Here is a 20,892-nt window from a genome sequence, read left to right as displayed (position 1 = left end):
GTATTTATAAGATAAATTTAGTCAGACGAGATGAAGTTTTTTATGATATTAATCAGTTGCGCTTAGATTAAACCGTATTATCTGGTAATCAAATTGGACTGAATTAGCATAAATTCACTTAAGTTGCTAAGATCTATAGCTCCAACCAATTTATCTTTATCGGTTACGGCGAAGAAATCTGTTTTTTCGGTATTGATTAGTTTAAAGACTTCCTTGAGGTCAGAATCGATAGCAATAGTTTTAAAAGATGTGGTCAGGACTTTTTCTATCGGCAGATCTTTGTTTTTTGAATTGCTAATGATATCCTTATGATGAAGAATACCTGCTATTGCTGAGTTATGAACCACAACAAAGTTTTTTTCTGTCCCAGAAAGCAAAAGCTCAATGACATCCTCAATTGTGTTTTCAGGTTTTAGTATAGAGATATTTGTGAGCATTGCTTCTCTCACTTTATGTCCTTTTACCAATGCTAATTGTTCTACCATTTTGTTTTCGCTGTAAGCACCAAAAAAAATAAAAAGAGCAATAAGAATAAGGAATGGATTGTATAAAATACCTAAAAATACAAAGACCAAGGCAAGAAATTGGCCTATTCCTGATGCAATGCTGGTGGCAGTAACCCGATCCATTTTCATAGCCAGTAGTGCTCTTAATACACGCCCTCCATCCATAGGAAAAGCAGGAATAAAGTTAAAGAGTGCTAGCATGATATTAGCCGAAAACAGATAAATTACCAAGTTATTCAGGTTAATATGACCCACTAATTCTTTTATTTGATCAGGATTCGAATCTATAAAAACGGAAAGATTTATAAATAATAATAGTATCAAGGCGATAGCCAGATTAACAGCTGGTCCTGCTATGGCAATCCATAATTCTTGTTTAGGGTTCTCTGGAATTGTCTCCATAGAAGCTACACCTCCTATTGGGAGTAGTGTGATTTTTTTGGTCGCTACCCCAAATTTACGAGCGATTAGAATATGGCCAAATTCATGACATACTACACAAACAAATAAGAGTAAAATAAAAATAGTGTTCATTAGAGCATTCTGAAGAGTTCCACCAGATTCTAATTCTGAAAATATCACCCAAGCAAGTATGAAAATAAAAGTCCAGTGAATTTCAATTTTTACATTAAACACTTTTCCTAAATTTAGAACACCTTTCATGATTCCTAATTTTTGGTTAAAGTATCTAAACAAGTGTTAGTAAGAAATGACAGATATCATCATTTCTGTTTATTTATGGTATTTTTACAGGCAATTGTATACCTAAATACAACAGGTATGAATATATTTAATTAATGAAAGTTTTCGAAAAGAACAACAATATTTTTAAGTTATTATCTGAAGCTGTTTCAGAAGGAATAATCGTTGTCAATAAGGATCAAATAATTGTCGCTACCAATGGTTCTGCAAACGATATGTTTGGATATGGGACTGATGAGTTATTAGGAAAAAGTCTTAATATTTTAATTCCACAAAAATATCATAAAGAACATAAAGGACATTTTAAGACGTTTGTCGATCACTCCGAATCGCGAAAAATGGGTATTGGTAGAGAATTATTTGGAGTTCGAAAAAATGGTGATATATTTCCGGTAGAAGCTGGATTGAACCCATTTACTATTTATCAAAACGACTATGTAATGGCATTAGTAATGGATATTACTATTCGTAAAAAGGCAGAACAAGAACTAAAACATTGGGCTACAATATTTGATGAGTCCCTTAATGAAATCTTTATTTTTGATGCAGAGTCTCTAAAATTTATTGATGTCAATCGTGGAGCACAAAAAAATATTGGCTATTCTCTGGAAGAGCTTAAAGAACTTACTCCTGTCGATATTAAACCAGGTTATACAGAACCTAAATTTTTAGGATTAATAGAACCCCTACTCCAAAAAATTGAAGAAAAGCTTCAATTCGAAACGGTACATCAGCGCAAGGATGGAACAACATACCCTGTAGAAGTACACCTGCAGTTATCAACTCTGGGTGATCAGGCAGTTTTTGTTGCCATTATTGTAGACATCACAGAAAGAAAGCATTATACTGAAAAACTAGAAAAAACGGTTAAGAAACGAACTCAACAACTTAGCGAAGCTCTGGCCAAAGAAAAAGATCTTAATGAGTTAAAAACCAAATTTCTTTCTCTGGTGTCTCACGAATTTAAAACACCATTAAGTGGGATTCTTACTTCAACAACATTAATTGGGAAATATACAAAAACTGAGCAACAAGAAAAAAGAGATAAGCACCTTGCCACTATTAAAAACAAGGTGAAATATCTGGACAATATCCTTAATGATTTTTTATCTGTAGAACGTTTAGAAAGTGGTAAGGTAAATTATAAGTTCACCACGTTTCCATTGAGTAAAGTTATTAATGAGGTAATATACGATGCCAATATGTTATTAAAAGATGGGCAAAGAATAAAATACCCACAGAATATCGATGACTATATTATAGATTTTGATGAGAAAATATTAGAATTGGTGCTAACGAATCTAATACGTAATGCTATAAAATATTCTGGAGAGAACACAACTATTGATCTACAAGCTGTTTTTGAAAATAATCTCCTTACCTTTCATATCATTGATCAAGGTATTGGTATCCCAGAAAAAGAACAAGAGTTCATTTTTAAACGTTATTTTAGAGCAGAAAATGCATTGTTGGATCAAGGTACGGGAATTGGACTTAATATTGTAAAAACCCATTTGGAAAATCTGGGAGGGAATATTATTTTTACTAGTAAAGAAAACCAAGGTTCTACATTTACAGTACAAATACCTATTGCTAAATAATTATAATTAATGATGAAAACTATTCTATTAATAGAGGATGATACGGCTCTTAGAGAAAACACAGCAGAGCTTCTGGAATTATCTGATTATAAAGTAATTACGTCTCCAAATGGAAAAATAGGTATCACTAAAGCAAAAGAGAAAAAGCCAGATATTATAGTCTGTGATATTATGATGCCAGAAGTCGATGGTTACGGGGTTCTTGAGGCATTATCCCATGATGTAAATACAAATCAGATACCATTTATTTTCTTATCTGCTAAAACAGAGCATAAAGAAATTCGAAAAGGAATGGATATGGGAGCAGATGATTATCTTACCAAGCCTTTTGATGAAGATGAATTATTGAGTGCTATAGAAAGTCGTTTGGCAAAAGCTGAAATTATTTCCAAAATACTGAAAGAACAATCTCAAATCCCAAAGGAAGAATCAGAAGATAGTCTTAGAAACCTGAATGAACTCAAGAATTTTTTCGACGATTATGGTGATTTATCCAAATGTAAGAAAGGAGAACCTATTTTTAAAGAAGGAGAGCATTCTAATAAAATATACCTGATCCTAAAAGGTGTCGTGAAAACACATAAAATGGATGAAAATGGTAAGGAACTTATTACCGCATTGTTTAAATCAGACGATTTTTTAGGGTTTACTTCATTTGTTGATAATACCCCTTATCAGGAATCGGCGACTGCTGTAGAGGATACTGAATTAGCAGGGATATCAAAAAGCAACCTAAAAGAGATATTAGAAAAAAGTAAAAATATTTCTTTAGAACTCATGGAACTGCTTAGTGATAATCTTTCTGAAATTAAAGAACAATTATTACAAATGGCTTATAGTTCTGTACGTAAAAAGACAGCTCAAACCATTTTACAATTTGCTCAGGTATTAAACAAGAAACCAGAAGAAAGTATTAAAATATCCAGAAATGATCTGGCCAGTGTTGCAGGTATTGCTACAGAAAGTTTAATACGTACATTATCCAGTTTTAAAAAAGACGGACTTATAGAAATTGAAGGACGTAATATTAGAATTATAGACCTACCAGGACTTCAGTTAGTAGAATAAAAAAAATCTAAACTGATTTATATCATTCTTTCATTTTTTTCTTCCTAATACATTTGTGTATAGTAAGATAGTACAAAATGAAGAATATATTGATACCAACGGATTTTTCAGAAAATTCGTGGAACGCCATTGTATATGCCTTGTCATTTTTCAAAAAAGTAAAATGTAATTTTTATTTGTTACATGTGTCTCCCTATCAGGAAGTGATAGGAAGTAATTCTTTTTATGGATCGAAGGACCATGTTCTAGAAAGGATTACACATAGTGATAAAGAGCAAATGCAACTCCTACTCAAAAGAATCCAGAAATTACCTCTAAATACAAAACATCGTTTTTTCACTATCAATGAATATATCTTTTTTGTAGATAGTATAAGAAAACAGGTCGAAGAAAAAAACATTGATTTTATTGTTATGGGGACCAAAGGTGCCTCTGGACTAAAAGAGAAAACAATAGGAAGCAATACCGGCGATGTTATTACCAAGGTAAAATGTCCTGTACTAGTGATTCCTGAAAAAGCAAAATACTCTAAACTTAATGAGATTGCGTTTCCAACAGATTACAACATTTTTTATAAAAATAGAGTACTCAATACTATTACAGAAATTCTTACAATGAATCATTCGGCATTAAGAATATTGCATATCTCCAAAAAAGAACAAGAACTAACCGATTCACAAAAAAAGAATAAAGATTTTCTTGATGATTATTTAGAAGATAGTGTAGAACATAGTTTTCATTTTTTATCAAATCCTAGTATTGAACAAGCTATACAATGTTTTGTAGAAAGTAGAGATATAGATATGATTACGATGATTGCTAAAAACCTTAATTTTTTTCAGAGAATCTTATTTCATCCAACAATAGAAAAGATAAGTTATCATATCAGTGTACCCTTTTTGGTATTACATGAGTAAGCTTTTAAATAGTGAAATAAGTCCTTTTTGGAAACAAGTATTAGTTTGACCATAGAAAGCTTTTTAATCGGAAATAAAACAAAAACATATGCATACCAACCTAATTCATAAATACAATGTTCCTGGTCCTAGATATACCAGTTACCCTACAGTTCCATATTGGGATACAGATGTATTTTCTTTAAAGGATTGGAAAATATCAATACAAAAATCTTTTTCTGAAAGCAATACTTCTGAAGGGATCAGCCTATATATTCATCTACCGTTTTGTGAGAGCATGTGTACTTTTTGTGGATGTAATAAGAGGATTACCAAAAGGCATGATGTAGAAGTACCATATATTAATGCAGTATTAAAAGAATGGCAGTTGTACTTAAAACTTTTTGATGGGAAGCCTAAAATTAAAGAATTACACCTGGGAGGAGGTACACCTACATTTTTCTCTCCTAAAAATCTGAACTATCTTCTCACTAGTATATTTTATTTTGCCAAACTTGACCCTAACATAGAATTGAGTTTTGAAGGGCACCCTAATAATACAACCAAAGAACATTTACAGGCATTGTATGATGTAGGGTTTAGGAGGGTGAGTTTTGGAGTTCAGGATTATAACGAAACCGTTCAGAAAGCTATTCATCGTGTTCAACCTTTTGAAAATGTAAAATATGTAACAGAGACTGCAAGAAAGATTGGGTTCACTTCTGTAGGTCATGATATTATTTTTGGACTGCCTTTTCAGACTGAAGAAGCCGTTATGGAGACTATTTATAAAACAAAAGAATTACTGCCCGATCGTTTAGCATTCTATAGCTATGCACATGTACCTTGGCAAAAAGGTAATGGACAAAGAGGCTTTAAAGAAACTGATTTACCAAATGCCGAGGAAAAGCGCAGACAATACGAAATAGGTAAAAAACTACTCTCAGAAGTTGGTTATGTAGAGATAGGAATGGATCATTTTGCTTTAAAGACAGATTCCTTATACAAGTCTATGAAGAATGATACACTACATCGTAACTTTATGGGATACACTGCTTCTAAAACTCAATTGATGGTTGGTTTGGGGGTATCAGCCATTAGTGATAGTTGGTATGGTTTTGCCCAAAATGTAAAAGGAATAGAGGAGTATCAACATTTAGTACATGAAGGAATCATCCCAGTTTATCGAGGTCATATCTTAACTAAAAAAGATGAAATTATTAGAAAACATATTCTAAATCTTATGTGTCATTTTGAAACGGATTGGAGTATAGATTCACTACATTTTGATGAGTTAGCTGATGTATCCGAACGACTTCGGGAAATGGAAAAAGACGAATTAATAGAAATTAGTAATCATAATATAAGAGTAACCGAAAAAGGACATCCTTATGTGCGTAATATTTGTATGGCTTTTGATCTTCGTTTACAACGTAATAAACCTGAAACCCAATTATTTTCAATGACTGTATAAAAAGGTTTCAGGTTGTATTTTATTACTTTTCTATCATCACACAGATATCTACAATATGTTTTCCTTCTGGATGCGTATCTGGTTCGTTTTTGTAGGACTCATACATCATTTTTGCCGAAGGTATAATTTTTTCATTTCTGATGTAATCAAAAACCTGACTCCAGGCATCTCCATATTGGCTTGGAAGAATTTCAAAAGAACCAACTACATAGTTGCCTTCAGGGATTTCTAACATTTGAATCTCTCCTTCGGGTGTAGTGCTTTCGGGAACAGTGAATCCTACACTGATTCTTTGTTGATCCTCAGGAACTGTTTCGGCATCATCGTGATATACAGTAATAGCTTCTGAGCTAGGATCATGCATTAAACCTTTGGGTTGTGCCCATTTCATTACAGTAGTAAATAACCTGCCAAAAAGTTCGGTATCTCCCTGGTAAGGTCCAATATTCTGAATATAAGCAAGCGTTCTTTTAGGAAGCTTTTCTATACTAATTTTTGAAGTTATCACTGACATGGTGAAGTTTTTTTGATTAAGATAATCTGGAATATAGAATAATCAAAGATGATAATCTATGACTTTGGTCAGCATAACCTGTGTGTTGATTTTATGCAGTTTAACTTAATAAAAGTTGTTTTTCAATGTAACTTTTGTTACTGATTTATAGTATCAATCCACATTATCTTTGTCTTAGATGATTGATACATTTTGATTGATTGGTTTATAAGGAAGTGATTTGCTATCTGACGAATCGCTTCCTTATTATTTTTGTAGTTTTCTAAAACCATAAACAATCTGATTAAAGAAGTTTTTAGGGATTTTTTCATCCCCCGGAAAACCAATTTCTATGGTCCCACTATCTTCGGGGATATAATTGGTTTTAAAAATATAATCCCATAGACTTAAGCTAATTCCAAAATTTACTCCATAAGACCCTTTTGGCAATACATATGAATGATGGTATAAGTGCATCACGGGATTGTTGAAGATATATTTCAAAGGTCCCCAGGTGATTTTAATATTTGCATGATTGAGATGCCCAATAGCAATGGCAAAGAAATGTACTATGTATGCTTGTTCGGGCTCAAAACCTCCTAAAATCATGACTCCCAAGGTTTTTAATGGTTTGTAAAAAATGTTTTCCATCCAATGATATCTAAGATGGGCAGCAAACCCCATTTCCTTAACAGAGTGATGAATCTTATGAAACCTCCAAAGGAAGGAGTATTTATGTAATAAGATGTGGGTGAACCATTGCACAAAATCTAGAATAATAAAAAATATAACCAATTGTACCCCCATGGGCCAACCAGAAATGTCCATTATGGTAAAGGTAGTTGCAGACACTCCCAAATCTCCAAAGATTAGACCTAGTAACTTATAAAATCCACTTATAGCAATAGCAAAAAGAAAAAAGTTAAAGTACATATAGAACCCATCCAACCAAAAATCTTTTCTGAAAATGGATTGATTTTTTCTCCATGGGAAAACCATTTCCAATCCCCAAACTAATAAAGAGATGGCAGTAAGCCCCCAAAAGTAGTTTGTGTACCAAGGAACTTCGAAAAGCACGGATTTCCAGGTCCATTGTACGCTGTTCATAAAAGCATCACCAAACGCACTTATATATTTTTCCATAATTTATTTTTTTATTGTTGTTATACTATCTTTTTCAGAAGGTAATTCTTTAAAATAACTCCATTCTACCCATGAACCATCATAGTTTTTTACATTTTTATAGCCTAGTAATTCGGTTAATACAAAGGTAGTGTGGGCAGATCGAACACCACTATGACAATAGGTAATAATAGGGTCATTTTTTGATGCTTTCATATGATTATAGGTGTTTTCTAGTTCATCGTAGGATTTAAATTTATGAGTTTCATTATAGTCGATGGCTTCAGACCAATCAATTAGAATACTTTTAGGGATCCTACCTCCTTTAGAAGCTCCGTTTTTTTGTCTTTTGCCACTAAATTCATCTATATTTCTGGTATCCAGAATGATATCATTTCCATTCGAATTCAGAGTTTCCATAATTTCATCCTTGCCAATCCATAGGTCAAAAGAACTATTTGCTGGCAAAGTAAATTCTGAAGGATCTATAGAAACAGTTTCAGCAGTAGTGGTGCCACCTACTTTTTGCCAAGCTTTTAACCCTCCATTTAATAATTTTACAGATTCAAAATTGTAGTTTTTTAGGACCCACCACAAACGAGCTGCGTCGCAAGCTCCTCGATCATCGTAGACAATTAGTGTATCTTCATTTTTAATTCCCAATTTGCTAAATAAGGTCTCAATCTGTTCTTTTTTAGCCATCATACCTTTATAAGGATATGAGTTGTTTTCAATATCTGTTCGCCAGATATTTAGAGCGCCATTGATATGAGCTTTGTTATAAATTTTAGATTTTCTGAAGTCTATTATTTTTATATGTTTTTGTTTTGAAATTGATAATAACTCTTCAGCTTCGATGATATGTTCAGTACTGAAATATGTTTTTATTTCAGCTTTGGTTACAGGAGCAGCTTCTTTTTCTACTTTTTCCTTAGTTTTTGAACAGGAGAAAAGCAATAACCCTAAAATAGTAATTAAGCTAATCCTGTAAATCATACCATTCTATATCTGTTAATATTTCTCGTCTTCCTTTTTTCTTTGGAGGGTAATTGGCAACCAGATAATTTACTATGATTTTTTCATTACCCCCCAGATCCCATAAATTTTGGGTTTCTTGCATCCATCGTATTGTGGCAATCCATCGTTCTTCATTCATCCTGTTTTGAGTAACGAGTTTCGCCGAATGACAGTTGGTACAATTATTCACCACTGTCATTAAACCTTCTGCATCAATAAGCCCAGTTCTTAGATGTATTCCGTTTTCTATTTTATCTTCATCCTCCTCTAAGGCTACATCTGGCGATTCAATGGTTGAACTCTCAAACGCAGATAATGTTGGATCTGTAATAAGATAAATTCCGGCAGCAGTAATCAATCCGACCATGGTAAATATTACCAGCAGAAGTCGATAAATGGTTTTTACCTGTTGTCTGAATTGAGTTTGCTGATCCATTTACTTCACTTTTACGGCAATGCGATGACAGGCATTATTTAAATACCCTTTTGGATTCCATCCAGGCAGAAGCATAGGTTGACTTGTACCATTTGAATCTGTAGCGCGTGCCCATACTTCATAATATCCCTTTTCAGGAAAATCTATGGTTGCAGAAAAATGTTGCCAAGCTAATCGGTTTGCCGGTTTCTCCACAGGACATTCTTTCCAGGTAGCACCAAAGTCAATAGAGTATTCCATTTTAGTAACTTCCAGTTCACCAGCCCAGGCATGACCTCTTATTTTTAATTGTTTTCCTTGATTAATCATAGCACCCGATTTTGGATATGTGATGAGGGATTTTACAGGCATCGATTCTATGATACACATATCTTCATCTTTTACTTTCTCTCCCGGAGCTACAGGTTCGCAGGGAACTCTGTATGCCGTTCCTGTCATTTTAGTACCATCGTGTACTTTATTACGCACACTAATCCTATTCACCCATTTTCCTGAAACTGATGCAGGCCATCCTCCAGCTACCAATCGAAGAGGGTAACCATGCGCTAATGGGATGTCTTCTCCATTCATTTTAAAGGCCAACAATGTTTCATCTTGCAATGCTTTTACCATCGGAGCACCTCGTGAGATTGGTTCTTTTTTTTGGTCGCCACTAAGATGAGTATCAGCAGCATGATATCCTATATAAACAGCATTATTCTTGATGCCAGCATCTTCAAGAACGTCGCGTAATCTAATGCCGGTCCATTCGGCACAAGAAACAGCCCCAACTGTCCATTGATTTCCCTTTGCAGGAGGATCAAATTCGCTGCGACCATTACCTCCACACTCTAAAGTAAGTTGGTATGTGTATTCTGAAAATTTTGATTTTAGATCAGCCAAAGAATATGTTTTCTTTTGTTTTACAGACTCTCCATCAATAGTTAATGTCCAGTTCTTAACATCAATATCTTTAGGAATGAGACCATTATTTCGAATGAACATGTATTTATTAGGGGTTATTTTATCATCCAACAAATGAGCTTTTGCTTCAATATTCCATGGTTTATCATTGAGAACCTCCATCCCCCGATCTTTATTGAACATCTTAAACGGGTCTTGATCCTGAAGTACTATAGGCTGATACCCTTTAAGCATTTTGGATCCAAAAACAATATCAGCACCTATGATTGTTGCCATAGATGCCAGTACAGTTTTCTTAACAAAATTTCGTCGTTTCATTTACAAATGAGTGTGTATTGATCTTTAAAATTAGAATTTTATTGTTTTACGTTCTGTAACATTTGTTACAATTCCATTTTTACCTGTCTATATCTTTATTATTGATGAAGCTTATCTAATAACTATTACAAGATATGATTTACTTACTTAATAGATTGTAAAATATTTATTTCCAGATGTTTTAGGTCTTTTGTAACCTATGTTACTGTAACAGTGTACTCAAGAGTGTATTTTTAAGCATAATAAAGAAAAACTCAAAATAAATGAAAACACATTATCAAATATTGATAATAGGTGGAGGAACAGGAGGAATCATGACAGCAGCTCAATTTCTCAAAAAAGACAAAAACTTAGATATAGCAATTATTGAACCTTCTCATACCCATTATTATCAACCGGCTTGGACATTGGTAGGGGCCGGCACTTATGATTTTAAAAAGACAGCACGGCCCATGGCCGATGTAATGCCAAGTGGAGTATCCTGGATTAAGGATTTTGCCACTGGTTTTGACCCAGAGAATAATTCTGTTGCTACAAAAATCAATGGAGATATTACTTACGATTATTTAGTAGTTTCACCCGGATTAGTTATGGATAATTCGCTAATAGAGGGACTCCAGGAATCATTAGATAAAGGAATTGTTTGTAGTAATTATATTGACCCTGAACATACCTGGGAAGTTATGAAAAATTTCAAAGGAGGGAACGCTGTATTCACTCAACCCACTACACCAATTAAATGTGGAGGGGCTCCCCAAAAAACAGCGTACTTGGCTGCAGATTATTTCAGAAAGAAAGGTTTGAAGGATAAAACCAATGTAGTTTTTGCTACACCAGGATCCGTAATCTTTGGAGTAAAACCAATAAGGGAGACCTTAATGAAAGTGATTCACAGATATGGGATACACTTTAAACCTTTTTATGCACCGTTTAAGATTGATCCCGATAAGAAGATTATCTATTTCCGGAATACTACCCCTGAAGAAAATCAATGTATTATTACTGAAGATAATACTCTTGGAGAAAGTATGAGCGGGGATACTATTATCGAAATACCTTTTGATATGTTGCATCTGGCTCCACCACAAACCGCCCCAAAGTTTGTGAAGGATTCCATGCTGGTTAATGAGGCTGGTTGGCTAGATGTTGATCATCATTCATTACAGCATAAAAAATATAATAATATTTTTGGATTAGGAGATGTAACAGCTTTGCCAACTGCCAAAACAGGAGCAGCAATTAGAAAACAGGTTCCCGTAGTTGTGGATAATATTATGAGGCTTATTCATAATAGAGAAGCCAATAACTTTTCTTATAACGGATACTCATCTTGTCCATTGGTTACAGCTTATGGAAAAATGGTATTAGGAGAGTTTGATTATGAAAATAATTTCACACCGGATCCAAAGCTTAAACAGATGCTAATTTTTGATAGTTCTAAAGAGCACTGGAGGTTATGGATTCTTAAAAAGTACATGCTTCCGTATCTATATTGGAACAAAATGTTGAAAGGAAAAAAAGTTTAGGTCGTAGAGTCTATTTTTTAAGATAAAATATTGATCAACCTGATAAACATCATAGTATAATATATAGCCAATAACTAGTTTCATGATTTAGAAAATTATCCTAATCAAATTAAATTATAAGGCGATGAAAACTATAATTGTACTTTTATTATTCTTAACCGGAATTATCGGTTATAATCAAGAAAATATGGATAGCAAGGCTATTCAGGATATGAAATATATGCTGGAAGAAGAAAAACTGGCATTGGATGTTTATATGTTCTTAGGTGAAAAATGGAGGTTGAAGATTTTTGATAATATTAAGCAAAGCGAAGAACGACACTTCAAAGCAATAGAAGAGTTATTAATACAAAATCAAGTATCATACAACGTTTATAATGAAAAAGGAAAATTCTATAACCCTGAAGTACAAAAATTATATAATTATTTGACTGAATTAGGTTCAAATTCAGTTAAGGATGCCTTGAATGTAGGGGTGCTTATCGAAGAAACTGATATCACTGATATACAAAAAGCGATTAATAATACTCAAGATGAGTATACCAAACAAGTATATTCTAATTTACTTCGTGCTTCTAAAAATCACTTAAGAGCTTTTAATAGACAGTTGTCAAGATACTAGTTTTATTATGTTATTTGCTGCTTTTAAGATTTGTTAAAATTAATGATTAATGTCATTATTTTTTGCCCATTTAGGTAATACATTGCAGTAAATATAAACCTTAAAATCATGAGAAAACTAATATTATTTTTTGGATTATTAACCCTGGGAACAATAAGCCTAACCGCTCAAAACCAAGAACCAAACCTTGAAGAAACTATTCTTATGTATGTAGATGGTGATATGCTACAAGTTATTGATCGGGATCATTTAGTTCTGGAAGAAAGTGTCATATTAGAGGACTGCACAGTTCTTAACTCTGATGGCAGTTTTCAAGCCATGGATGGAGGCCAATCTCGACTAAAAGATGGAGAATGTATGGATATGTATGGGATTAAATACCGAAACGAATATCAATACAGGTATAAAGTAAAAAAAGAAAACAAGGATCTTACCGGCACACAATTGGACAGTAGATATGAAAAGAAGTACCATTTTATAAAAATTGGTAGCAAGGTCTATCAGATTACCGATGTCTCTCAGAAACGTTTACGTAAAGATATTACTATCGGAAACGGAATTGTATTGGACCCTTATGGTACATATCAAGAGCCAGGACAAGAACGTGTTCGATTAAGAGATGGTGAATGCCTTAATATGGGAGGAGTAAAGTTTGATAATAGTTATGATCAACGAAAACTTATGGCTAAAAAAATCAAAAAGACTAATGCAGCTGTTCAATAAAAATACAATGTAGGTATAATCTTAATTATTGAAGCTCAATTTAAAGCTTTTTGAAAGAAAGGCTTTTCTTATTAGTGGCATTCAAAATTAGCCGAAACAATTTCTGTCACAGGTTTTGGTGACAGATATGGGATACCAAGTCCTAACCCGCGTACTATAAATAACAAACCAATGATAACGACAAAAACAGGAATGGCTTTTTGGATACGTTGTCTTACTTTCCCTTTTAAAATGTTTCCTAGATAAACTGTTACCGTCATTAACGGGATCGTTCCTAATCCAAATAAAAGCATATACAAGCTTCCTTGGAATAAAGTACCCATAGCTATTGTACCAAAAACAGCCATGTACACTAATCCACATGGTAAAAAACCGTTTAAGAAACCTATAGTAAGAAAAGTATCTGGTGTTTTCTTTTTAAGTTCTCTACCTAATGCATTTTTGAGTTTTGAAATAATGCGATACACAGGTTTTGAAACATTGTATTTCATTAAAAGTTTAGATGGAATTAAAACTAAAATAATCATCAAAATACCAATGCTTATAGATAGCCATTGTTGCATTCCAAAAATGTTAAGGCTTTTACCAATGAACCCAAAGAATAGTCCTATGATGCTGTAAGCTAGTAATCGACCAAAATGGTATAGAAAGATTTGCAGGAATTTTTTAATAGTATTGGAACGGTCTACGGGTAACATAAAAGCAATAGGACCGCACATCCCAATACAATGGAAGCTTCCTAATAAGCCTAATATGAGTGCAGAGCTTAACATCTAATAGGTAAAAGATTTTTTAAACATATACGATGTATCATTATATTTCCAATCTATGGTAATTTTCCAGCGACCTTCGATCAGGTGTTTAGCCGGAATTACAGTTTGGTAGCCGTTAAGCGCTATAGGAATTTCGAAATCTAGCTTCTTATTAGAAGGACGATATAAGGCTATAGTTCCGGAGATTTTTGTATACTCTTTATCTTCTGGAAAAGTAACAAGTAATCCCTCATTAATTTTTTTGATCGTAATATTAGCGTTCAGGGTCTTTGCATTTTTTTCTGCATCAATCTCTTTTTGAAAAGCTAACTCTTGTTTATAATAATCTTCTGTTACCAGATCATGTTCGTACTGTTTATTGGTATTCATTTTTATCACGAAATACAGGATAAACGAAATAAATCCTATAAATGCTAGTACTATGGCGGTTCCCCAATTTAGTTTCATTTTTTATATTTTAAGTTATTGAGTAAGGGAGTATTTGAGAGGTGAGTGTTTTATAACTCATCTTAGAGTTTTTCTTTTCTAAAACACTCACCTCTAAAACACTCACACACTATCGATAGCTTCTCGGTCCCAGAAAAGCAGCCTTTGTGGTTTCAATCAATTTATCTCCACTATACACTCCGATTCTCACTTTATCTTTATCCCCACTTAGAGCAGAAGCATTTACTTCTATGAATAGTGTTCCTTCTGCCAAGCCTTGTTTTGGAACAGTAAAATTTTTATGAGTGACCAATTTAATTGTTCCTTTATGTGATAGTAATTCAAAATGCACATCTTTGATATCCTCAATAGTTTTATTTACTAATTTATAGGTGTATACATTACTAATGATGTTATTATCCTTTCGTTCATACAATTGTCCTGGTAGTCTTAGCACATTAGCTTCCACATCATTTCTTAAGAAGGACATACCCAGAAATATACCTGTAAGAATTATCAGTACTGCCGTATATCCTTTTAATCTTGGTGTAAACTTAAATTTTGCTTTCTTCGCTATATTATCTTCACTGGCATATCGTATCAACCCCTTAGGCAAGTTCACACTTTCCATCATATGATCACAAGCATCAATACAAGCTGTACAATTCACACATTCCAGTTGTGTGCCATTACGAATGTCAATTCCAGTAGGACATACGTGCACGCATTGAAAGCAATCAATACAATCGCCTTTTCCCGTAGCTGGTCGATCTTCATTTTTCTTGAATTTTGCTCTACCAGCTTCTTTTTCTCCACGTTTATAATCGTAGGCAACCACAATAGATTTCGAATCCAGAAGTACACCTTGCAGACGTCCATATGGACAGGCAATAACGCATACTTGCTCTCTAAACCAGGCAAATACAAAATAGAAAACCGTAGTAAAAATAAGTAAGGAAACTAAAGTGCTCATATGTTTTAATGGGCCATCAATAAATATATATTGAATTAAATTATCACTTCCGATTAGATATGCTAGAAATATATTAGCAATCAAGAAAGAAATAATGAAGAATATTGTCCACTTCAATGCCTTTTTCCTAATTTTTTCACCATTCCAGGGCTGTTTGGCTAATCGGATCTGTTTCCCGCGATCTCCTTCGATCCAATATTCAATTCTCCGGAATACCATTTCCATAAAAATGGTTTGTGGACATATCCAACCGCAAAACAATCGTCCAAAGGCAACGGTAAAGAGTGTCACAAAAATCACTCCGATGATCATAGAAATTACGAATAAGTGGAAATCTTGTGGCCAGAATGGAGCTCCGAATATATTAAAGCGTCGTTCTAATACATTAAATAATAAGAATTGGTTTCCGTTGATCTTTATAAAGGGAGCAGCAAATAGAAATATGAGTAATCCATAACTCACCCATTTACGATATTCATAAAAGGTGCCACTGGGTTTTTTAGGAAATATCCACGCACGTTTGCCTTCTTCGTTTATAGTAGCGATAGAATCTCTGAACTTTTCGTTTTCCGGTGCTTCCAATTCTTATTATTAATTTGTATTATTCACTTGTAACACGCCCAAGTTTTTTTATTAAAGCAAAGCTTTATTGAAATATTATCCCTCCTAAGAAGGAATTTTTTAAGTCTCCCCTTTGAGGCGAGATTTAGGGGTGTGTTTAGTTTTTTAATATGTATTATTATGATATTTCAAAAAGAGGGCATTGTTTTTCATTCATTCATTCACCGCTACAGCAGTAGAATCTGATACAGTTTCTTGTATTTCTTTTGTTGGCACTTCTTCTTTTGGAGCATCGGGATCTACCCAAATTTCACCATCCGGAGCTTTGGGCTCAGCTGGCGTGGTTCCTCCAAGTGAGATTACATAGCTTGCTACTTGTGCCATTTCTGCCGGTTTTAGCGTTTGTTTCCAGGCTACCATTCCTTTTCCGTCACGACCTCCCTCAGAAATGGTTCTGAATACATTTTTGATGCCCCCACCTAGAATCCAATATTCATCAGTAAGATTAGGGCCAATACCTCCGCCACCATCTGCTTTATGACAAGCAACACAATTGGTGGTAAATACAGCTTTTCCTGCGCTAAGATCGGATGCATCGGTTAATAGAGTTACAGTATTAACATCCACCAAATCTTTGGCAGTTCTTTTGTATTCTTCGATATCGATTAATGCCTGTGCAACTTCGGTTTCATATTCTTCTGTCTGAGTATAATCATTAAATACATGGAATCGAATCATATAAATTACTCCAAATAGGATGGTCACATAGAAACCATATACCCACCACGGGGGTAAATTATTATCCAACTCTTTGATACCATCATAATTGTGATCCAATATGATTTCCTCTTCTTCCTCTACCGGTTTACTATCCAGAAGTTTGAGGTATATATTCCAAAACCAAGCAAATTGTTTTTCTTTTCTTGCTTTTTCAGCTAAAAGATAACGTTCTTGTGCTTCAGGCTTTAGGGATTGGAATAGTATATTTTTGAATGCAGCAAAACTAATCTCTATGGCAATAGCAAATAACATAATCATACCCATTGCTAACCAGGTAAGTGGCTCAGCTATAAAAGCTGAAGTTTCTCCACTGTCAACTGTATTTTCAATAAGTATATATGCAATGATTAAAAAAACGATTACTCTTATATATGATGCTGTGGTTCTCATAATGTATTGTCGTTATTAGTTTCAGTTTCTAATGGAATATTACTTACTTCTTTGATGTGTTCTTTTTTGGCAGTAAAAACCCACCAGAACAATGCAGCAAAGAAGATGAAAAATATGAGTAAAGAAATCATAGGGTATATCTCTATACCTTCTATACTTTCCATATGTCCTTTTACGAATTTTAGCATGGTACTTAATCTTTAGTTTGAACTATATCTTCTTTTACTTTTATATCAGTCCCTAATCGTTGTATGTAAGCGATAAGAGCTACAACTTCTCGGTTACGCATTTCTACGAAATCCAAACCATTTTCTTTAGCATACTTCTTATCTGCTTCATAGGTTTTTGCAAAATCAGGATCGCTATACAGGTTTTTCTCTATCTGTGTTGCCTGCTCATCCATCCATTGCTGGGCTGTGGCAATTTCTTCTGGAGTATAAGGCACTCCTAGAGTCACCATAGCTTCCATTTTGGTTTCGGTTTGAGAACGGTCAAGTTTGTTGTTGATTAACCATTTATAACTTGGCATTATAGAACCAGATGAGGTACTTTGTGGGTCATAGAAATGATTCAGGTGCCAGTTATCAGAATATTTTCCGCCTATACGATGTAAATCAGGCCCAGTACGTTTACTTCCCCATAAGAAGGGGTGATCATATACAAACTCTCCGGCTTTAGAATACTCTCCGTAACGCTCTACTTCGCTACGGAAAGGCCTAATCATTTGTGAGTGACAGCTTACACAACTCTCTCTGATATATAAATCTCTTCCTTCTAATTCTAATGGGGTATATGGTTTTACACTACTAATGGTAGGAATATTAGAATCCACCATTAGTGTGGGTACAATCTGTACAGCTCCACCAATCAATATAGCAATGGTTGCGAATATGGTTAGTTTTACTGGTCTTCTTTCTAACCAAGTGTGATAACCTTCTTTAGCGGTTCTGTGTTTAGTTACTTTGGTTAAAGGAGCTGCTTCGGCCAATTCATCAGTTACCGTACTACCTGCTTTAATTGTTTTAATCACATTGTACAACATAATAAACATCCCGAAGATGAACATACTACCACCAATGGCACGCATCCAGTACATTGGGATAATTTCGTTTACGGTTTCTAAGAAGTTACCATATACTAAACTTCCGTCTGGATTAAATTGTTTCCACATAGAAGCCTGTACAAATCCTGCTACGTACATGGGTAAAGCATACATAATGATACCCAACGTACCAATCCAGAAATGCGCATTTGCTAATCCTGTAGACCATAATTTGGTTTTAAATATTTTTGGAATTAACCAATACGCCATCCCAAAAGTGAAGAAACCATTCCATGCTAAAGCACCGACATGTACGTGTGCAATTACCCAATCACTAAAATGTGCAATCGCATTTACATTTTTTAAGGAGAGCATAGGTCCTTCAAACGTGGCCATACCATATCCTGTAATTGCTACTACCATAAATTTAAGTACTGGATCAGTACGTACCTTATCCCAAGCTCCACGTAATGTCAATAGACCGTTGATCATACCTCCCCAAGATGGCGCTATCAGCATAATGGAGAAAGCAACTCCCAGGTTTTGTGCCCAGTCTGGTAATGAAGAATATAATAAATGGTGTGGTCCTGCCCAGATATAAATAAATATTAATGACCAAAAGTGTACAATAGATAATCTATAGGAATATACAGGTCTGTTTGCTGCTTTTGGAACGAAATAATACATCAACCCTAAGAATGGAGTAGTCAGGAAGAATGCCACTGCATTATGTCCATACCACCATTGCACCAAGGCATCCTGTACCCCCGCGTATACAGAGTAACTTTTTAAAGCACTCACAGGTAATTCCAGACTGTTAAAAATATGCAATACGGCAACAGTTACCACCGTAGCCAGGTAAAACCAAATGGCTACATAAAGATGGCGTTGTCTACGTTTTAGGATGGTACCAATCAGGTTCCACCCAAAAACCACCCAGACTACAGCTATGGCAATATCAAAGGGCCACTCCAGTTCTGCATATTCTTTGGATGTCGTATATCCCAGTGGTAAAGTAATTGCAGCACCTATAATGATTAATTGCCAAGCCCAGAAGTTAATATTACTTAGGGTGTCATTAAACATTCTGGTTTTTAGCAATCGCTGTGTGGAGTAATAGACCCCTGCAAAAATGGCATTACCTACAAAGGCAAAGATCACCGCATTGGTATGCAAAGGACGTAAACGCCCAAAGCTTAACCATGAGATCCCATCAGTGAGGTTGGGGAATAAAAACATAAATGCCAATAGGAGACCTACAGACATCCCCACAATACCCCAGAGCATTGTAGCATACAAGAATTTTTTTACGACTTTATTATCGTAATAGAATTGTTCCATTTCCATATTATGATTGATTGTTTTTAGTGGATACTGAAGTTTTTTCTTTGGGTTCTTTTATCAGTTCGTCATCAAAGAGCATTCTGATAGATGGTGTATAGACATCATCATACTGACCATTCTTAACGGAAAGAATAAAAGCCACAAAAAAGATAATGGCTACGACGATGCTAATGGTTAAAAGGATATAGATAACACCCATACAATTTTTTTTATGCTTCAAAAGTATGTGTGAACATTTTCTTAAAAAATGATAAATGTCAGGTTTTGGTATCCTAATTTTATTTTAGCGCTGTACTTAAAATCATCAAAGGTTTAAAATGTATTTTTAGATAGGGGGTATACTTGTTACTGTTTTCATGAATGGGGAATTTTATGTTACTTTATAAAAACAAATAATTACAAGCGTTTATAAATGCGTACAATTGATAATATATGTATCATTAATTTGGCAAATAGTTTGTCTTCGCTATCGCTACGCAAACGATTATCACCAAACAAAACATACACTTAGTGTTGGGTGTAATTTGTGTTAAAGATGTAACTTGATAAAATTACCAAAATTTGGTATATTTGGCTTTAAAATCATAAATAATGAAAAATACATCTATATCACTAGGTAATTATTTTGACCAATTTGTACAAAGTCAGGTTTCGGCTGGAAGATATAAAAATGTAAGTGAAGTTATCAGAGCAGGGCTTCGACTTTTAGAGAATGAAGAAAGCAAAGTGATTGCTTTACGAAATGCAATACAAGAAGGACTTAATAGTCCATTAATCGAAGATTTTGATTTTGACGAAAATCTAAAAAGATTAAAAGCTGAAAAAAGAAAAAATGGCTAAAGTTATCTTAAGACAAGAAGCCATAGATGACTTGAATAGCATTTGGGATTATACTTTTGAAAAGTGGTCAGAAAAACAAGCGGATAAATATTATGCTGCTATAAAAATTGCTTGTAATGGAATTGGGAAAAATCCTAATGTCGGAAAGGAATATGACGGAATAAGTAAAAATCTTCTAGGATTTAAATCAGGAAAACACATAATATTCTATCAAATAATTTCAATGGATAGAATTGAAGTTATCAGAATACTTCACGAACGAATGGACTTGAAAAACAGGATGATCTAATAAAAACTACACTCAACAATTTGTCCTATGTAAAGCCCTTTTCCCAAGCTTAGGTCATAAAAATACG

Annotated in this window: 22 protein-coding genes; 9 read left to right on the top strand and 13 right to left on the bottom strand. The window is 34.1% G+C overall.

Annotated features, from left to right (window positions below; translation table 11 throughout):
• Positions 1-77: 77 nt before the first annotated feature.
• Entirely contained in the window at positions 78-1,169 is a 1,092-nt protein-coding gene (locus J8M14_RS06285; RefSeq protein WP_211073749.1) for a site-2 protease family protein, read from the bottom strand.
• 134 nt (positions 1,170-1,303) lie between these two features.
• Here J8M14_RS06285 and J8M14_RS06280 point away from each other — a divergent pair, with 134 nt between their 5' ends.
• The 4 genes from J8M14_RS06280 to hemN all read left to right on the top strand — a co-directional run bounded on the left by J8M14_RS06280 (position 1,304) and on the right by hemN (position 6,247).
• Positions 1,304-2,809, top strand: coding sequence for a PAS domain-containing sensor histidine kinase (locus tag J8M14_RS06280; protein ID WP_211073748.1), 1,506 nt, complete (start codon positions 1,304-1,306; stop codon positions 2,807-2,809).
• Positions 2,810-2,821: 12 nt separating this feature from the next.
• On the top strand, positions 2,822-3,877 hold the full coding sequence (locus J8M14_RS06275) for a response regulator (RefSeq protein ID WP_211074259.1): 1,056 nt from the start codon (positions 2,822-2,824) through the stop codon (positions 3,875-3,877).
• A 77-nt stretch (positions 3,878-3,954) separates the two neighbouring features.
• Positions 3,955-4,794 (top strand): universal stress protein, encoded by an 840-nt coding sequence (locus tag J8M14_RS06270; RefSeq protein WP_211073747.1) that lies wholly within the window; start codon positions 3,955-3,957, stop codon positions 4,792-4,794.
• 88 nt (positions 4,795-4,882) lie between these two features.
• On the top strand, positions 4,883-6,247 hold the full coding sequence (gene hemN, locus J8M14_RS06265) for an oxygen-independent coproporphyrinogen III oxidase (RefSeq protein WP_211073746.1): 1,365 nt from the start codon (positions 4,883-4,885) through the stop codon (positions 6,245-6,247).
• A gap of 22 nt (positions 6,248-6,269) precedes the next feature.
• On the opposite strand, the gene J8M14_RS06260 is transcribed toward hemN, so the two are convergent.
• The 5 genes from J8M14_RS06260 to J8M14_RS06240 form a co-directional block, all read right to left on the bottom strand.
• Positions 6,270-6,761 (bottom strand): GyrI-like domain-containing protein, encoded by a 492-nt coding sequence (locus tag J8M14_RS06260; RefSeq protein ID WP_211073745.1) that lies wholly within the window; start codon positions 6,759-6,761, stop codon positions 6,270-6,272.
• 246 nt (positions 6,762-7,007) lie between these two features.
• Entirely contained in the window at positions 7,008-7,883 is an 876-nt protein-coding gene (locus tag J8M14_RS06255) for a sterol desaturase family protein (RefSeq protein ID WP_211073744.1), read from the bottom strand.
• Between the two features lie 3 nt (positions 7,884-7,886).
• The gene (locus tag J8M14_RS06250) at positions 7,887-8,858 is read right to left on the bottom strand and encodes a sulfurtransferase (RefSeq protein WP_211073743.1); all 972 of its coding nucleotides are present in this window, start codon (positions 8,856-8,858) and stop codon (positions 7,887-7,889) included.
• A complete protein-coding gene (locus tag J8M14_RS06245) occupies positions 8,842-9,315 on the bottom strand; it encodes a monoheme cytochrome C (RefSeq protein ID WP_211073742.1) in 474 nt (157 codons plus the stop codon). Before J8M14_RS06245 ends, J8M14_RS06250 begins: the two co-directional genes overlap by 17 nt.
• Complete coding sequence (locus J8M14_RS06240; protein ID WP_211073741.1) at positions 9,316-10,536, bottom strand: sulfite oxidase; 1,221 nt, start codon at positions 10,534-10,536, stop codon at positions 9,316-9,318. It abuts the gene before it with no gap.
• Between the two features lie 263 nt (positions 10,537-10,799).
• On the opposite strand from J8M14_RS06240, the gene J8M14_RS06235 reads away from it, so the two are divergent.
• From J8M14_RS06235 to J8M14_RS06225, 3 genes are all read left to right on the top strand, one after another.
• Entirely contained in the window at positions 10,800-12,062 is a 1,263-nt protein-coding gene (locus tag J8M14_RS06235; protein WP_211073740.1) for an FAD/NAD(P)-binding oxidoreductase, read from the top strand.
• Positions 12,063-12,186: 124 nt separating this feature from the next.
• The gene (locus J8M14_RS06230; RefSeq protein ID WP_211073739.1) at positions 12,187-12,684 is read left to right on the top strand and encodes a DUF2202 domain-containing protein; all 498 of its coding nucleotides are present in this window, start codon (positions 12,187-12,189) and stop codon (positions 12,682-12,684) included.
• A 108-nt stretch (positions 12,685-12,792) separates the two neighbouring features.
• The gene (locus J8M14_RS06225; RefSeq protein ID WP_211073738.1) at positions 12,793-13,407 is read left to right on the top strand and encodes a DUF6799 domain-containing protein; all 615 of its coding nucleotides are present in this window, start codon (positions 12,793-12,795) and stop codon (positions 13,405-13,407) included.
• Positions 13,408-13,478: 71 nt separating this feature from the next.
• Here J8M14_RS06225 and J8M14_RS06220 read toward each other — a convergent pair whose 3' ends face one another.
• From J8M14_RS06220 to ccoS, 7 genes are all read right to left on the bottom strand, one after another.
• The gene (locus J8M14_RS06220; protein WP_211073737.1) at positions 13,479-14,180 is read right to left on the bottom strand and encodes a sulfite exporter TauE/SafE family protein; all 702 of its coding nucleotides are present in this window, start codon (positions 14,178-14,180) and stop codon (positions 13,479-13,481) included.
• Positions 14,181-14,627 carry a FixH family protein gene (locus tag J8M14_RS06215; RefSeq protein WP_211073736.1) on the bottom strand — a complete coding sequence of 149 codons (447 nt, stop codon included), beginning with the start codon at positions 14,625-14,627 and terminating at the stop codon, positions 14,181-14,183.
• Between the two features lie 109 nt (positions 14,628-14,736).
• Positions 14,737-16,161 carry a cytochrome c oxidase accessory protein CcoG gene (gene ccoG, locus J8M14_RS06210; RefSeq protein WP_211073735.1) on the bottom strand — a complete coding sequence of 475 codons (1,425 nt, stop codon included), beginning with the start codon at positions 16,159-16,161 and terminating at the stop codon, positions 14,737-14,739.
• Positions 16,162-16,353: 192 nt separating this feature from the next.
• Complete coding sequence (locus J8M14_RS06205; RefSeq protein ID WP_211073734.1) at positions 16,354-17,310, bottom strand: cbb3-type cytochrome c oxidase N-terminal domain-containing protein; 957 nt, start codon at positions 17,308-17,310, stop codon at positions 16,354-16,356.
• Positions 17,307-17,498 carry a CcoQ/FixQ family Cbb3-type cytochrome c oxidase assembly chaperone gene (locus tag J8M14_RS06200; protein WP_211073733.1) on the bottom strand — a complete coding sequence of 64 codons (192 nt, stop codon included), beginning with the start codon at positions 17,496-17,498 and terminating at the stop codon, positions 17,307-17,309. Before J8M14_RS06200 ends, J8M14_RS06205 begins: the two co-directional genes overlap by 4 nt.
• A gap of 5 nt (positions 17,499-17,503) precedes the next feature.
• Complete coding sequence (ccoN, locus tag J8M14_RS06195; protein ID WP_211073732.1) at positions 17,504-19,699, bottom strand: cytochrome-c oxidase, cbb3-type subunit I; 2,196 nt, start codon at positions 19,697-19,699, stop codon at positions 17,504-17,506.
• A gap of 1 nt (position 19,700) precedes the next feature.
• Positions 19,701-19,895, bottom strand: a complete 195-nt coding sequence (gene ccoS / locus J8M14_RS06190; RefSeq protein WP_211073731.1) for a cbb3-type cytochrome oxidase assembly protein CcoS — start codon at positions 19,893-19,895, stop codon at positions 19,701-19,703.
• A gap of 392 nt (positions 19,896-20,287) precedes the next feature.
• Between ccoS and J8M14_RS06185 the strand changes: the two genes are divergently transcribed.
• Together J8M14_RS06185 and J8M14_RS06180 are read left to right on the top strand one after the other, a co-directional pair.
• Positions 20,288-20,536, top strand: a complete 249-nt coding sequence (locus J8M14_RS06185; RefSeq protein ID WP_211073730.1) for a type II toxin-antitoxin system ParD family antitoxin — start codon at positions 20,288-20,290, stop codon at positions 20,534-20,536.
• The gene (locus J8M14_RS06180) at positions 20,529-20,825 is read left to right on the top strand and encodes a type II toxin-antitoxin system RelE/ParE family toxin (RefSeq protein ID WP_211073729.1); all 297 of its coding nucleotides are present in this window, start codon (positions 20,529-20,531) and stop codon (positions 20,823-20,825) included. Before J8M14_RS06185 ends, J8M14_RS06180 begins: the two co-directional genes overlap by 8 nt.
• The last annotated feature ends 67 nt before the right edge of the window (positions 20,826-20,892 follow it).

Source organism: Aquimarina sp. MMG016, assembly GCF_018100805.1.
Lineage (GTDB): Bacteria > Bacteroidota > Bacteroidia > Flavobacteriales > Flavobacteriaceae > Aquimarina.
The sequence above is the reverse complement of the archived record's forward strand: the minus strand, read 5'-3'. Positions and strand labels throughout refer to the sequence as shown.

Coding starts and splice junctions, on each gene's coding strand:
- J8M14_RS06285 (WP_211073749.1), bottom strand. CDS start 1,169: ATGAAAGGTGTTCTAAATTTAGGAAAAGTGTTTAATGTAAAAATTGAA.
- J8M14_RS06280 (WP_211073748.1), top strand. CDS start 1,304: ATGAAAGTTTTCGAAAAGAACAACAATATTTTTAAGTTATTATCTGAA.
- J8M14_RS06275 (WP_211074259.1), top strand. CDS start 2,822: ATGAAAACTATTCTATTAATAGAGGATGATACGGCTCTTAGAGAAAAC.
- J8M14_RS06270 (WP_211073747.1), top strand. CDS start 3,955: ATGAAGAATATATTGATACCAACGGATTTTTCAGAAAATTCGTGGAAC.
- hemN (WP_211073746.1), top strand. CDS start 4,883: ATGCATACCAACCTAATTCATAAATACAATGTTCCTGGTCCTAGATAT.
- J8M14_RS06260 (WP_211073745.1), bottom strand. CDS start 6,761: ATGTCAGTGATAACTTCAAAAATTAGTATAGAAAAGCTTCCTAAAAGA.
- J8M14_RS06255 (WP_211073744.1), bottom strand. CDS start 7,883: ATGGAAAAATATATAAGTGCGTTTGGTGATGCTTTTATGAACAGCGTA.
- J8M14_RS06250 (WP_211073743.1), bottom strand. CDS start 8,858: ATGATTTACAGGATTAGCTTAATTACTATTTTAGGGTTATTGCTTTTC.
- J8M14_RS06245 (WP_211073742.1), bottom strand. CDS start 9,315: ATGGATCAGCAAACTCAATTCAGACAACAGGTAAAAACCATTTATCGA.
- J8M14_RS06240 (WP_211073741.1), bottom strand. CDS start 10,536: ATGAAACGACGAAATTTTGTTAAGAAAACTGTACTGGCATCTATGGCA.
- J8M14_RS06235 (WP_211073740.1), top strand. CDS start 10,800: ATGAAAACACATTATCAAATATTGATAATAGGTGGAGGAACAGGAGGA.
- J8M14_RS06230 (WP_211073739.1), top strand. CDS start 12,187: ATGAAAACTATAATTGTACTTTTATTATTCTTAACCGGAATTATCGGT.
- J8M14_RS06225 (WP_211073738.1), top strand. CDS start 12,793: ATGAGAAAACTAATATTATTTTTTGGATTATTAACCCTGGGAACAATA.
- J8M14_RS06220 (WP_211073737.1), bottom strand. CDS start 14,180: ATGTTAAGCTCTGCACTCATATTAGGCTTATTAGGAAGCTTCCATTGT.
- J8M14_RS06215 (WP_211073736.1), bottom strand. CDS start 14,627: ATGAAACTAAATTGGGGAACCGCCATAGTACTAGCATTTATAGGATTT.
- J8M14_RS06205 (WP_211073734.1), bottom strand. CDS start 17,310: ATGAGAACCACAGCATCATATATAAGAGTAATCGTTTTTTTAATCATT.
- J8M14_RS06200 (WP_211073733.1), bottom strand. CDS start 17,498: ATGCTAAAATTCGTAAAAGGACATATGGAAAGTATAGAAGGTATAGAG.
- ccoN (WP_211073732.1), bottom strand. CDS start 19,699: ATGGAAATGGAACAATTCTATTACGATAATAAAGTCGTAAAAAAATTC.
- ccoS (WP_211073731.1), bottom strand. CDS start 19,895: ATGGGTGTTATCTATATCCTTTTAACCATTAGCATCGTCGTAGCCATT.
- J8M14_RS06185 (WP_211073730.1), top strand. CDS start 20,288: ATGAAAAATACATCTATATCACTAGGTAATTATTTTGACCAATTTGTA.
- J8M14_RS06180 (WP_211073729.1), top strand. CDS start 20,529: ATGGCTAAAGTTATCTTAAGACAAGAAGCCATAGATGACTTGAATAGC.